The sequence below is a fragment of the Curvibacter microcysteis genome (genome assembly GCF_028649455.1).
Classification (GTDB): Bacteria; Pseudomonadota; Gammaproteobacteria; order Burkholderiales; family Burkholderiaceae_C; genus Curvibacter; species Curvibacter microcysteis.
The window spans coordinates 834574-847760 of record NZ_JAQSIO010000001.1; the positions used below are offsets into that span (position 1 = coordinate 834574).

The following is a 13187-nucleotide window of genomic DNA, read 5'->3' on the forward strand; positions in this document are numbered from 1 at the left end:
CCATGAGCGACATCCACGAAGAAGCCCACACCGGCCCGATCAAGAACCCCAAGCAACTGCTGGTTGCGGTCTTTTTCTCTTTTGTGATCCCCGTGTTTGTGATCATCGGCCTCGTGGCCTATGTCACCTCCAGCAACAAGCCCGCCGCGGGTGCTGTCAACGTTGAAAAAGCCACCGCCGAGCGCCTGCAAAAAGTGGGTTCGGTTGAAATCCGCGACGCCAACCGTCCGCTGAAGTCCGGCGAAGAAGTCTTCAAGGCGCAATGCTCGGCCTGCCACGCCACGGGCGCTGCAGGCGCCCCCAAAGTCGGCGACGCCGCGGCTTGGGGTCCTCGCATCAAGACCGGTCTGGACGCCCTCCTGACCTCGGCCCTCAAAGGCAAGGGCGCCATGGGTGCCCAAGGCGGCGGAGATTTCTCCGACCTGGAAGTGGCCCGCGCCGTGGTCTACATGGCCAATGGCAGCGGCGGTAGCCTGGTTGAACCCAAGGCACCGGCTGCAGCACCTGAAGCCAAATAAGCCTCCCGAGCCCCGCCCCTGCCTGCGTGGGGGCCACCCAAGACAAATGCCGGTCCTTGACCGGCATTTGCTTTTGGAGGTCAGTTCGACGGCGTCTGCGTGTGCGAAGCGGGGCTCATGACATAGCCATAGCGCGCAGGAAGTTCGACCGCCTGCACCTCCTGAAGCGACCACACCCCCTGCTCAATCGCCTCAGCCACCCAACCCACATCCAAGGTGTGCACCAGACCCAGGCCCAGGTCGGTGTTCAGGTACACCCGGCCCTGCTCGTCGAGCAAGCACGCCTGGACCTGGGCGGGCCGGCCGCTGTGGCTGGTCACCAGCCAATCAGCCCCCACACGCCAGACCCACGGGGTGACTTCGAGCTCCACATAGACCCGCTGGGGGCCATTCTGGAAGTACCACTGCCCCTGCGCATCGGGCTCGTAATTGCGCTGAATGAAGTCGATCAATTTCTCATGCCGCAGCAGCGAGCCGCGCGCGCCAGCGACCCCACTGGCAAACGGCCCGAGGGCCTGGGCACGGTCGTCGCGCATGTACCACTGACCGCGCGCATCCAAGCCCAACCAACCATAACAATCGGGCACGTTCGGCCACTTGGCCATGGCTTGTCGGACGATGTCATCCATGGAAAATCCTGCGGTGGTGTGTCAAAGATGGCCCGCTTGAGCGCCCAGCCATTGGCCAACCGCATTGGGCATGCTGCGCACATGGCCCGGAAGATGGCCTTGCGGAAAGCCCACATGCCCACCGTGCGCCGGTTGCCAGAGGGTGACACAAGGGCCAACTTCGTTTTGATGCGGCAGGCACCAGGCGGGGACAAAGGGGTCGTTGCGGGCGTTCAGCACCAAAGCCGGGATGCGTATGCGGTGCAAATGGGGTTTGGCCGAACCTCGGGCCCAGTAATCCTCGGTGCTCTTGTAGCCATGCAAGGGAGCAGTGAACACGTTGTCGAACTCGTACAGATCGCGTGCGTGACGCAGCGCCTGGGCATCAAACAAGCCAGGGAACTGGGCCAGCTTCTGCAGCGCCTTGGGCTTCATGGTGTTGAGGAACATGCGCGTGTAGACCAGGCGATTGAAGCCACGACCAATGGCCCAGCCACCGGCGGCGAGATCGATCGGAGAGCAAACCGACGCCACACTGGCCGCCGTCTGGGCAGCGGTGTCGCCGGCTTCTTCGGCCCAGCGCAAAAGCGCGTTGCCGCCCAAGGAGATCCCGACCGCCATCACGGGACCTGCGCGCCCGCGGCGCAGGCGCTGCAGCATCCAGCCGATCTCTTCAAAGTCGCCGGAGTGGTAGGCCCGCGGGCCACGGTTGAGCTCGCCACTGCAGCCTCGGAAATGGGGCACGGCATAGGCCCAGCCCCGCTCGCCCGCGTACTCGGCAAAGGCTTCGGCGTAATGGCTGCGTGAACTGCCTTCCAGCCCATGAAACAGCACCAAGAGAGGCGCGTCGGGGCCTGGCGCTGCGCGCCCAGCGTGCGGCTGCAAATGATCCACATCGACAAAATCACCATCAGGGGTATCCCAGCGCTCACGCCGGTACTGGGGCACGGGCCCCATCACACGCCGAGAAAAAAGCGCGGGCCAAATGGTTTGCAGATTGCCACCAGGCAACCAGGCAGGGGCGGTGTAGTTCATGCGATGGCCTGCCCTGCAAGGGTCTCGGTCATGGTCAAGGCCCTCAATGCAGCACCGCCGGACCCTCTGAGCCCACCAGGGCTTCATGGGGCGACCCTGGGCTGGCATGGTGGGCCACCAGCCGCCAACCCTGGGCGGTCTTGTGGTACACGTTGGTGGCCACCACCCAAGCCTCTCGCGGCCCAGATGCGGTCAGCACCTCGATGCGCTCAATGACGCTGTGCACCGCGCTTGCCAGGGCGTCCACGCGCTGCACGCGCTCAATGCGAACCGCCAGTGCACCTTGGGCAAACAACATTTCAAACGCGGCCCGAATGGCCCCAGCGCCCACCAGGCGAGGCCCGCCGGGATGCACGCAGACAATGTCATCTTCATCGGCCCAGCAGGACATCAACAAGCCGATGTCGGCGGTTTGCAAGGCCTCGTAAAAAGCTGCTTCGGTCTCGTCTGCAGAGCCGCCCACGGTGGCGGCCTGAAATTTGGCTTTGGGCATGGCAAACAAAAGGGGATGGAGGTGCGGAGTCGTCGATTCTGCCGTGCTTTCAGCACCTGCGCCGCCTGGCGGTGAAAGGCCACCGAACAACCCAAGCCCATCCTGCCGCCAAATCGACCTACAAGACGGCTGGCCCGCCTTGGGCGCACCTCAGTGCTCCAGCATGAAAAAAGCCCCGGACCGGCAGGTCAGGGGCTTGTTCTGAAGTCACCGCAGAGCGGTCACTCAGGAGCGCGCTCAGCGCTTTTGGCGGAACTTGCGCAGGGCGGCGATCTGAGCGGCCATGACAGCCAGCTCGGATTGGGCCTTGGCGATGTCCAGATCGCTCTTCGCGTTCTTGATCGCCTCTTCGGCCGCTGCACGGGCCTTGTTGGCCTTTTCTTCGTCCAGGTCCTTGCCGCGGATGGCGGTGTCGGACAGCACGGTCACGCAGTTCGGTTGCACTTCCAGAATGCCACCGGCCACGAACACGAACTCTTCGCCGCCATTGGCCGTCTCAATGCGCACCGAGCCAGGCTTGATGCGGGTGATGAGGGGCGTGTGGCCCGGCAGAATACCGAGTTCACCATTTTCACCAGGCAGCGCCACAAACTTGGCTTCACCCGAGAAGATGGACTCTTCGGCACTCACAACGTCAACATGAATGGTTGCCATGGCAATCCTTTCTTGAGGCTTGACCGCGCCGGCAGCGAAAGGGCCTCACAACCCCTGCGCCACCAGCCACGGAGGGCCTTAAATCTTCTTGGCCTTTTCGAAGGCTTCGTCGATGGTGCCAACCATGTAGAAGGCCTGCTCGGGCAGGTGATCGCACTCACCAGCCACGATCATCTTGAAACCACGGATGGTTTCCGACAGCGGAACGTACTTGCCAGGCGAGCCGGTGAACACTTCAGCCACGTGGAAAGGCTGCGACAGGAAACGCTGGATCTTACGAGCGCGGGCCACCACCAGCTTGTCTTCCGGTGCCAGTTCGTCCATGCCCAGAATGGCGATGATGTCGCGCAGTTCCTTGTAGCGTTGCAGCGTGCCTTGCACAGCGCGGGCCGTGCTGTAGTGGTCTTCACCCACCACGTTCGGGTCCAGCTGGCGGCTGGTCGAATCCAGCGGATCCACAGCGGGGTAGATACCCAGGGCAGCGATGTCACGGCTCAGCACCACGGTGGAATCCAAGTGGGCGAAGGTCGTGGCAGGCGACGGGTCGGTCAAGTCATCGGCAGGCACGTAAACGGCTTGGATGGAAGTGATCGAACCGACCTTGGTCGAGGTGATGCGTTCTTGCAGGCGGCCCATTTCTTCGGCCAGCGTCGGTTGATAACCCACGGCAGAAGGCATGCGACCCAGCAGAGCGGACACTTCGGTACCGGCCAGCGTGTAGCGGTAGATGTTGTCCACGAAGAACAGCACGTCACGGCCTTCGTCACGGAAGGATTCCGCGATGGTCAGACCGGTCAGGGCCACGCGCAGACGGTTGCCCGGGGGCTCGTTCATCTGACCGTAGACCATGGCCACCTTGGAGTCCTCGAGCTTCTCGAGGTTCACCACGCCGGAGTCAGCCATTTCGTGATAGAAGTCGTTCCCTTCACGGGTACGCTCGCCCACACCAGCGAACACCGACAGACCCGAGTGAGCCTTGGCGATGTTGTTGATGAGTTCCATCATGTTCACGGTCTTGCCCACACCGGCACCACCGAACAGACCCACCTTGCCGCCCTTGGCGAACGGGCAGACCAAGTCGATCACCTTGATGCCGGTTTCCAGCAGCTCTTGCGAAGGCGACAGCTCGTCATAAGCGGGGGCCTTGCGGTGAATCGAGGCAGTCAGCTCTTGGCTGACAGGACCGCGTTCGTCGATGGGCGCGCCCAGCACGTCCATGATGCGACCCAGCGTGGCCTTGCCGACGGGCACCGTGATGGGCGCGTGGGTGTTGGTCACCATGATGCCGCGACGCAGACCGTCGGACGAACCCAGGGCAATGGTACGCACCACGCCGTCGCCCAGCTGTTGCTGAACTTCCAGGGTCAGTGTGGAACCTTCGAGCTTGAGAGCGTCGTAGATCTTGGGCATCTGGTCACGCGGAAATTCCACGTCAACCACAGCGCCAATACACTGAACAATTTTTCCTTGAACTTGAGCCATTTTTTGCTCCAAAAATTTTTAAACCGTTAGGACGGATAAGCGAGCGCGATCAGACGGCCGCCGCACCCGACACGATCTCCGAAAGTTCTTTCGTGATCGCTGCCTGACGCGTCTTGTTGTAGACCAGCTTGAGCTCACCAATGACACTGCCCGCGTTGTCGGTCGCGGCCTTCATGGCCACCATGCGCGCCGACTGTTCGGATGCCATGTTTTCCGCCACGGCCTGGTAGATCAGGGATTCAACGTAGCGCACGAGCAGGTCGTCAATGACGGCCTGAGCGTCGGGCTCGTAGATGTAATCCCAGCCATGTTCGGTCTTCTCGGCTTGCAGGGTCGCGGCGGACAGGGGCAGCAACTGCTCCAGCACCGATTCCTGCTTCATCGTGTTGATGAACTTGGTGTAACCCAGGTAGACCGCATTGATGCGACCTTCTGCGTAGGCATCCAAGAGCACCTTCACGGGGCCAATCAACTTGTCCAGATGCGGGGTGTCGCCCAGACCCGTGACGTGCGAAACCACTTTCGCGCCGACACGGTTCAGGAAACCCAGACCCTTGTTACCGATTGCCACTGCCTCGGTCGACACGCCTGCGGTTTGCAGGTCGCGCAACTTGGCCGTCACGGCACGCAGCACGTTGGTGTTCATACCGCCACACAGACCCTTGTCGGTCGTGATGACGATCACACCAGCGGCTTTCGCGTCGTTCACTTTCATGAACGCGTGCGTGTATTCCGGGTTGGCCTGGCCGAGGTTGGCGGCAACGTTGCGGATCTTTTCGCTGTAAGGACGGGCAGCACGCATCCGGTCCTGCGCCTTGCGCATCTTGGATGCGGCCACCATTTCCATGGCCTTGGTGATCTTCTTGGTGTTCTCCACCGATTTGATCTTGCCGCGTATTTCCTTGCCTGCTGCCATATGTGCTCCTAAAGCGTTTGAAGGGTGCTTTTAGAGCGCTTTAGGCAAACGACTTCTTGAACGCGCCAATGGCGGCGGTCAATTCAGCTTCGGCGTCCTTGTCCATGGCCTTGTCCTTCTCGAGCTTGGCGAGCAGGGCGGCATGGCTGGTCTTCAGGAACTGGTGCAGACCGTGTTCGAAGGCCAAAACCTTCTTGACCTCGATGTCGTCCAGGTAACCCTTGTTGACGGCGAACAGCGTGGCACCCATCAGCGAGATGGATTGCGGGCTGTACTGAGCCTGCTTCAACAGTTCGGTCACGCGGGCGCCGCGGTCCAGCTGCTTGCGGGTGGCTTCGTCGAGGTCCGAGGCGAACTGGGCAAAAGCAGCCAATTCACGGTACTGGGCCAAGTCGGTACGAATACCACCAGACAGGTTCTTGATCAGCTTGGTCTGGGCGGCACCACCGACGCGCGACACCGAGATACCGGCGTTGATGGCGGGGCGGATACCGGCGTTGAACAGGCTGGTTTCCAAGAAGATCTGGCCGTCGGTGATCGAGATCACGTTGGTCGGAACGAAAGCGGACACGTCACCGGCTTGGGTTTCGATCACAGGCAGTGCGGTCAAAGAACCGGTCTTGCCCTTGACTTCGCCCTTGGTGAAGGCTTCCACGTAGTCGGCGTTCACGCGAGCGGCGCGTTCGAGCAGACGGCTGTGGAGATAGAACACGTCGCCAGGGAACGCTTCGCGGCCTGGAGGACGACGCAGCAGCAGCGACACTTGACGGTAGGCCACAGCTTGCTTGGACAGATCGTCATAAACGATCAGTGCGTCTTCGCCGCGGTCACGGAAGTATTCGCCCATCGTGCAGCCCGAGTAGGCCGACACGTACTGCATGGCAGCCGATTCAGAAGCCGAGGCCGCCACCACAATGGTGTAGTCCATGGCGCCAGCTTGCTCCAGCGAACGCACAACGTTCTTGATGGAGGAAGCCTTTTGGCCGATCGCGACGTACACGCAGGTAACGCCTTGACCCTTTTGGTTGATGATCGCGTCGATGGCAACAGCGGTCTTGCCGGTCTGACGGTCACCGATGATCAGTTCGCGCTGGCCGCGGCCGACGGGCACCATGGAGTCGATGGACTTCAGGCCGGTCTGCAGAGGTTGGCTCACGGATTCACGGGCGATCACACCAGGCGCGACCTTTTCGATCACGTCGGTCAGCTTGGCGTTGATCGGGCCCTTGCCGTCGATAGGCTGACCCAGGGCGTTCACCACACGGCCAATCAGTTCGGGACCAACAGGCACTTCCAAGATGCGGCCCGTGCACTTCACGGTGTCGCCTTCGGAGATGTGCTCGTACTCGCCCAAAATCACGGCGCCGACGGAGTCGCGCTCGAGGTTCAGGGCCAGGCCGAAGGAAGGCACGCCATCCTTGTTGGCCGGGAATTCGAGCATTTCGCCTTGCATCACGTCAGACAGGCCGTGCACGCGAACGATACCGTCGGTCACGGACACCACGGTGCCCTGGTTGCGGATGTCAGCGCTGCCAGCCAGCCCTTCGATGCGGCTCTTGATCAGTTCAGAAATTTCTGCGGGATTGAGTTGCATGACTCTTTCCTTCTTTCTTGGTTTAGCCGAGGCACAAGGCCGCGGTTCACGCGGCCAGGGCCGCTTTCATTTGTTCGAGACGCGCTTTGACCGAGGTGTCGAGCACCTCGTCGCCCACCGCCACACGGATACCACCGATCAGGGTGCTGTCCAGTTGAACGGTCAAATTGAGCTTGCGAGCAAAACGCTTTTCGAGCGAGGCGGCGAGGTCTGCCAGGGCAGCGCCGTCCACGGGGAACGCGCTGTACACGATGGCATCCGACGAGCCGCTTTGGGCATTGACCAGTTTGCGGAACTGGGTAGCAACTTCAGGCAGCGCTTGGAGCCGGCCGTTGTCGATCACCGCGCGCAAGAAGTTTTTGCCCTGGTCGGGCAACACATACTTGGTCAGGCCAGCCACCAGGTCGAAAACCTGTTGGCCGCTGACTTTGGGGCTCTCGGCAAACTGCTTGAGCTGGGCGTCGGCTGCAATCGCAGCCAGCTCGTCCAGCCAAGCGGCCGTGGCGTTGAGGTCAACGCCAGCGGTCGATGTGCTGGCCTTGAACAGGGCCTCGGCGTAAGGACGGGCAATGGTGGCGAGTTCAGCCATGGTTGCTCCTTACAGCTCGGTCTTCAGGCGGTTCAGCAGATCGGCGTGAACGCCGGCATCGACTTCCTTGCGCAGGATTTGCTCAGCACCCTTCACGGCCAGCACGGCAACCTGCTCACGCAGGGCCTCACGGGCCTTGACCGATTGCTGCTCAGCTTCTGCCTTGGCAGCGGCAACCAGCTTGTTGCCTTCTTCGGTAGCACGGGCCTTGGCCTCGTCGATGATGGCCTGAGCACGACGCTCAGCATCAGCCAGACGCGATGCAGTTTCATTGCTGGCGGCGGCCAATTCCTTCTTCACGCGCTGGTCAGCAGCGGCGAGTTCGGTCTTGGCACGGTCGGCAGCAGCGAGACCATCGGCGATTTTCTGGGCACGTTCATCCAACGCCTTCGCGATCGGGGGCCACACGAATTTCATCGTGAACCACACCAAGATCAGGAATACGATGGCCTGAACGAACAGGGTCGCATTGATACTCACGGCAACACCTTTCTAGAGTGGCGTTGAACGGGAATTACTTGGGCAGGTTGGCCAAGAAGGTCGAAGCGAACGGGTTAGCGAAGGCGAACAGCAGAGCGATAGCCACACCGATCAGGAAGGCGGCGTCGATCAGACCGGCCAAGATGAACATCTTGGTTTGCAGTTCGTTGATCAGCTCAGGTTGGCGAGCGGAAGATTCGAGGAACTTACCACCCATCAGTGCGATGCCGATCGAAGCGCCGATAGCGCCCAGACCAACGATCAGACCACAAGCCAGAGCGACGAGACCGAGAATGTTTTCCATGATGACTCCTTAAAGATACGGATGGTTGAGGAAAGAAAAAAACGAGAACGAGAAAATCAGTGGGCGTTGTGTGCCTGACCCAGGTAGATCAGTGCCAGCATCATGAAAATGAAGGCTTGCAACGTGATCACCAGGATGTGGAACAGCGTCCAGATGGTGCCCGCAATGATGTGGCCCACCGGCAGCAAGACACCCGACAGGGACAGTGCTGCTGCGCCGCCCATGAGCGCGATCAGCATGAACACCAGTTCACCTGCATACATGTTGCCGAACAACCGCATGCCATGGGACACGGTGTTGGCCACGTATTCAATCACCTGCATGAGCAGGTTCACGACGCCCAGGATGAGGGCAAAAATCGGGTTCTTGCTGGTGCCAAAGGGAGCCGAAACCAGCTCGTGGGCCCAGCCGCCAGCGCCCTTGATCTTGACGCTGTACCAGAAACGCAGCACCAGGACAGCAAAAGCCAGGCCCAGGGTGGTGGAAAGGTCAGCGGTTGGAACGATGCGCAGGAAAGCGTGTTCAGGATCGTGGCCGGCTGCAGCGTAAGCCTTGCCCCAAAGCGCGGGCAACAGGTCAACCGGCAGCATGTCCATGAAGTTCATGAGGAAAATCCACACAAACACGGTCAGGCCCAGAGGCGCAATGAACTTGCGACTTTCGGCGCTGTGAATGTTGGCCTTGGCTTGGTTGTCCACCATTTCAACCAAGATTTCGACGGCCGCCTGGAAGCGACCGGGAACACCCGAGGTGGCCTTGCGAGCAGCGACCAGCAACAGCAGCACGGCCACGATGCCGAGCAGGCCAGCGGTCACGATGGAGTCGAAATTGACAACCGAGAAATCAACGATGGCCTTCTGCGGGACATTCTGCAAATGCTGCAAGTGGTGAACGATGTACTCACTCGCTGTCGGGGCATGTTGTTCTGCACTCATCTTTCAACTCTTTCCTTTAACTCTTCGAACGAACAGTCAATTCGGTTTCACGGACCTGGTCTGCAGCCACAGCGCAAACCAGTACATCTTCAACGTCAAGACCATGCCAGCCAACAAGGCCAGCCAGACCAACCCTGGGACCACCCAGGGCGCAGCTGCCAGCGCAGCCACCGTCAGCACAATCTTGACGAGCTCCCATCCAAACAACCCGGTCACCGCAGCCCCCGGGTTCGTCGACGCCATGTGCTTGCGCACCCCTCGGGCAAAAAGTGCTGCGGGAATCACCACAGCCAAACTGCCATAAGCGGCGGACCAAGCGGCCACCGAGCGTCCAGTGAGCCCCCAAGCGATCAACGCCACCAGAGCACCCACCAAGACCTGAGTCAGCAAGATCCGCCCCAAGGAGATTGGCACGATTCTTGAACGAAGCTGCTGCGCCTCTTCGGCAGTCAGCGGCTTGAAATCAGACTCTTCCACCTCATCTTCAGAACCTGGCGCGATTGTGTTCATTCTGGGTTACGCCAGGGTTACAAGCCTGAATTTCAGCAAAGCCGTTGATTATAAGTAAAAACCCAGAGCAGCCAAGGATGTAAAGCGCGCACGCCCGAAAAGAACGCGGGTCAAAGCTGTTGTGACCTGAGGGACGGCAATGCACACCCACCCAAGCGTTCAAGTGGGACGCCGCGCGGCCCAGCCCTTCAGCGCTGATAATTTGCCCATGCAAGCACTCCCAGACACCTTCTGTTTTCTGAACGGCGACTATACCGCCCTCCAAGATGCACGCATCAGCGTGCTTGACCGTGGCTTCATCTTTGGCGACGGCATCTACGAGGTCATCCCGGTTTATGGTGGCCGTCTGTTCCGCTTTGACGAACACATCGCGCGCCTTGGCCGATCACTGGCCGAGGTGCAGATGGCCAACCCGCACACCGCGGAAGAGTGGCGTGACATCGCGGACAACCTGATCCAACGCAACCCCAGCACCCGCGAGAGCGATCACACGGTGTACCTGCAGGTCACGCGCGGCGTGGCCCCCCGTGACCACGCCATTCCGCCAGGCGTCAAGCCCACCGTGTTCGCCATGATCAACCCGCTCAAAAGCCAATCGGCCACGGCCCGTGCACAGGGCGTGGCCTGCGTCACGGCCGACGATTTCCGCTGGAAAAAGGGCCACATCAAAAGCACGAGTCTGCTGCCCGCCGTGCTGGCACGCCAGATCAGCGTAGAAGCCGGCGCCACCGAAACCATTTTGCTGCGTGACGGCATCCTCAGCGAAGCCTCGTCCAGCAATGTGTGGGTGGTCAAAGACGGCCAATTGATGGGCGCCCCCCGTGACCACCTGGTGCTCGAAGGCATTCGCTACGGCCTGCTTGAGACCCTGTGCCGGGACGCGGGCATCCCCTTCGAGCTGCGCAAAATCAGCCATGCCGAACTGCTGGCCGCTGACGAAGTGATGCTGTCCTCCGCCACCAAGGAAGTGTTGGCCGTGACGCGCCTGGATGGTCAGCCCGTGGGCTCGGGCCAGCCGGGTCCTGTCTACCAAAAGCTTTACGCGGCTTACCAGGCCGCCAAGGCGGCTTCCGAGCCCACGGCCAAGGCGCCAGCACCTGCCGCAGCGTCGGTGCCTATCGAGGGCGCTGAGTCCTTGATTGAATACCCCAGCCTGTTCCCGATCAAGGTCATGGGCCCCAAGGTCGAGGGTTTTGTCGAGACCATGGCGGCGATTGCCACCGAGCACGACCCCAGCTTCGAAATCAGCCGGGTGCAGATGCGCGACAGTTCGGGCGGCAAGTACCTCAGCGTGACGCTGACCGTGACCGCCACCAGCCGCGAGCAACTGGACAACCTGTACCGCGCGCTGACCGCCCACCCGCTGGCCAAATACGTGCTCTGACATGGGCACGCCCATGCAAGCCCAGGTGCTGGGCCGGGTGGCTTACGAACCCACCCTGGCCGCCATGCAGGCCTTCACCGCCGAGCGCGATGAAGCCCAAGCCGACCAACTCTGGCTCTGCGAGCACCCCCCCGTGTTCACGCAGGGCGTGGCGGGTCAAGCCACCCACTTGCTGGCTCCCGGCGACATCCCCGTGGTAGCCACCAACCGCGGTGGCCAGGTGACCTACCACGGTCCCGGCCAAGTGGTCGCCTACCCGCTGATCGACCTGCGGCGCAGCGGCTACTTCGTCAAAGAGTACGTCTACCGCATCGAAGAGGCCGTGCTGCGCACGCTGATCCACTTTGGTGTCACCGGCCACCGCGTGGCCGGGGCCCCGGGCATTTATGTGCGCCTGGACGACCCGTTCAGCCACGCCGCGCTGAGTGGCCCCATGCCCGCCCACGACCCGTTTCGGGGCCTGGGCAAAATCGCGGCGCTGGGGATCAAAGTGAGCCGCCACTGCACTTACCACGGCCTGGCGCTGAACGTGGCGATGGACCTGTCGCCCTTCGAGCGCATCAACCCTTGCGGCTACGCAGGCTTGAAAACCGTGGACCTTTCTACAATCGGGGTTCAATCCACTTGGGAAGACGCGGCAGCGGTCCTGAGCCAGAAGCTCCAGACCTTTCTCGCGCCGTAATTCAGATGAGCACCAACGAAGTCGTACGTGAAGCACAGGCGGTCGACGCCTACAACCCCTTGGCCAAGCAAAAGGCAGCGGCCAAGCTGTCCCGCATTCCGGTCAAGGTCGAACAGGCCGAGGTGCTGAAGAAGCCCGAGTGGATCCGCGTCAAGGCCGGCTCGCCCACCACGCGCTTCTACGAGATCAAGCAGATCCTGCGCGAAAGCCAGCTGCACACGGTGTGTGAAGAGGCCTCCTGCCCCAACATCGGCGAATGCTTTGGCAAGGGCACAGCTACTTTCATGATCATGGGCGACAAATGCACCCGCCGCTGCCCCTTCTGCGACGTGGGCCATGGTCGCCCTGACCCGCTGGATGTCAACGAGCCAGCGAATCTGGCCAAGACGATTGCCAAGCTCAAGCTCAAGTACGTGGTCATCACCAGCGTGGACCGCGACGACCTGCGCGACGGCGGCAGTGGTCACTTTGTCGAGTGCATTCGCCAGACCCGCGCGCTGTCGCCCGACACGCAAATTGAGATTTTGGTGCCTGACTTCCGCGGCCGCGACGACCGCGCCCTCGAGATCCTGAAGGCAGCGCCGCCCGACGTGATGAACCACAACCTGGAGACCGTGCCGCGTCTGTACAAGGAAGCGCGCCCTGGCTCGGACTACGCCTTCAGCCTGAACCTGCTCAAGAAGTTCAAGGCCCTGCACCCCAACGTGCCAACCAAGAGCGGCATCATGGTCGGCCTGGGCGAAACGGATGAAGAAATCCTGCAGGTGATGCGTGACATGCGCGAGCACCACATTGACATGCTGACCATCGGTCAGTACCTCGCGCCCAGCAACAGCCACCTGCCGGTGCGCCGCTACGTGCACCCGGACGCCTTCAAGATGTTTGAAACCGAGGCCTACAAAATGGGCTTCAGCCATGCAGCCGTGGGTGCCATGGTGCGTTCCAGCTACCACGCCGACCAGCAAGCTGGCCACGTGCTCGAAGGCAAGGCCTGACGCCTGCC

General features: G+C 61.4%; 16 protein-coding genes and 1 pseudogene. 5 read left to right on the forward strand and 12 right to left on the reverse strand.

Going from position 1 to position 13187, the window contains the following annotated elements; translation table 11 throughout:
• Positions 1–2: 2 nt before the first annotated feature.
• Positions 3–518 carry a c-type cytochrome gene (locus tag PSQ39_RS03660; protein ID WP_273925238.1) on the forward strand — a complete coding sequence of 172 codons (516 nt, stop codon included), beginning with the start codon at positions 3–5 and terminating at the stop codon, positions 516–518.
• An 80-nt stretch (positions 519–598) separates the two neighbouring features.
• On the opposite strand, the gene PSQ39_RS03665 is transcribed toward PSQ39_RS03660, so the two are convergent.
• The 12 genes from PSQ39_RS03665 to PSQ39_RS03720 form a co-directional block, all read right to left on the reverse strand.
• Positions 599–1147, reverse strand: a complete 549-nt coding sequence (locus PSQ39_RS03665) for a DUF2946 family protein (protein WP_273925239.1) — start codon at positions 1145–1147, stop codon at positions 599–601.
• Positions 1148–1168: 21 nt separating this feature from the next.
• A complete protein-coding gene (locus PSQ39_RS03670) occupies positions 1169–2161 on the reverse strand; it encodes a YheT family hydrolase (RefSeq protein WP_273925240.1) in 993 nt (330 codons plus the stop codon).
• Between the two features lie 43 nt (positions 2162–2204).
• Positions 2205–2654 carry a YybH family protein gene (locus PSQ39_RS03675; protein WP_273925242.1) on the reverse strand — a complete coding sequence of 150 codons (450 nt, stop codon included), beginning with the start codon at positions 2652–2654 and terminating at the stop codon, positions 2205–2207.
• A 237-nt stretch (positions 2655–2891) separates the two neighbouring features.
• On the reverse strand, positions 2892–3308 hold the full coding sequence (locus tag PSQ39_RS03680; RefSeq protein WP_273925243.1) for a F0F1 ATP synthase subunit epsilon: 417 nt from the start codon (positions 3306–3308) through the stop codon (positions 2892–2894).
• Between the two features lie 78 nt (positions 3309–3386).
• On the reverse strand, positions 3387–4790 hold the full coding sequence (atpD, locus tag PSQ39_RS03685) for a F0F1 ATP synthase subunit beta (protein ID WP_273925244.1): 1404 nt from the start codon (positions 4788–4790) through the stop codon (positions 3387–3389).
• Between the two features lie 49 nt (positions 4791–4839).
• Entirely contained in the window at positions 4840–5706 is an 867-nt protein-coding gene (gene atpG, locus PSQ39_RS03690; RefSeq protein WP_273925246.1) for a F0F1 ATP synthase subunit gamma, read from the reverse strand.
• Between the two features lie 40 nt (positions 5707–5746).
• Entirely contained in the window at positions 5747–7300 is a 1554-nt protein-coding gene (atpA, locus tag PSQ39_RS03695; protein WP_273925248.1) for a F0F1 ATP synthase subunit alpha, read from the reverse strand.
• Positions 7301–7346: 46 nt separating this feature from the next.
• Positions 7347–7889: a F0F1 ATP synthase subunit delta gene (locus PSQ39_RS03700; protein ID WP_273925249.1), complete on the reverse strand. Its 543-nt coding sequence runs from the start codon at positions 7887–7889 to the stop codon at positions 7347–7349.
• Between the two features lie 9 nt (positions 7890–7898).
• Complete coding sequence (locus PSQ39_RS03705) at positions 7899–8369, reverse strand: F0F1 ATP synthase subunit B (RefSeq protein WP_273925250.1); 471 nt, start codon at positions 8367–8369, stop codon at positions 7899–7901.
• A 34-nt stretch (positions 8370–8403) separates the two neighbouring features.
• Entirely contained in the window at positions 8404–8673 is a 270-nt protein-coding gene (gene atpE, locus PSQ39_RS03710; RefSeq protein ID WP_007847749.1) for a F0F1 ATP synthase subunit C, read from the reverse strand.
• A gap of 56 nt (positions 8674–8729) precedes the next feature.
• On the reverse strand, positions 8730–9608 hold the full coding sequence (gene atpB, locus PSQ39_RS03715) for a F0F1 ATP synthase subunit A (protein ID WP_273925257.1): 879 nt from the start codon (positions 9606–9608) through the stop codon (positions 8730–8732).
• 36 nt (positions 9609–9644) lie between these two features.
• Entirely contained in the window at positions 9645–10118 is a 474-nt protein-coding gene (locus tag PSQ39_RS03720) for an ATP synthase subunit I (RefSeq protein WP_273925259.1), read from the reverse strand.
• Positions 10119–10326: 208 nt separating this feature from the next.
• On the opposite strand from PSQ39_RS03720, the pseudogene PSQ39_RS03725 reads away from it, so the two are divergent.
• The 4 genes and pseudogenes from PSQ39_RS03725 to lipA all read left to right on the forward strand — a co-directional run.
• Positions 10327–11187: pseudogene (locus PSQ39_RS03725) on the forward strand (D-amino acid aminotransferase); the annotation flags it as partial.
• 42 nt (positions 11188–11229) lie between these two features.
• Complete coding sequence (locus PSQ39_RS03730) at positions 11230–11502, forward strand: YbeD family protein (protein ID WP_273925624.1); 273 nt, start codon at positions 11230–11232, stop codon at positions 11500–11502.
• Positions 11503–11515: 13 nt separating this feature from the next.
• Positions 11516–12184 carry a lipoyl(octanoyl) transferase LipB gene (gene lipB / locus PSQ39_RS03735; protein ID WP_409241991.1) on the forward strand — a complete coding sequence of 223 codons (669 nt, stop codon included), beginning with the start codon at positions 11516–11518 and terminating at the stop codon, positions 12182–12184.
• 5 nt (positions 12185–12189) lie between these two features.
• Positions 12190–13179: a lipoyl synthase gene (gene lipA, locus PSQ39_RS03740; protein WP_273925261.1), complete on the forward strand. Its 990-nt coding sequence runs from the start codon at positions 12190–12192 to the stop codon at positions 13177–13179.
• Positions 13180–13187 lie beyond the last annotated feature (8 nt).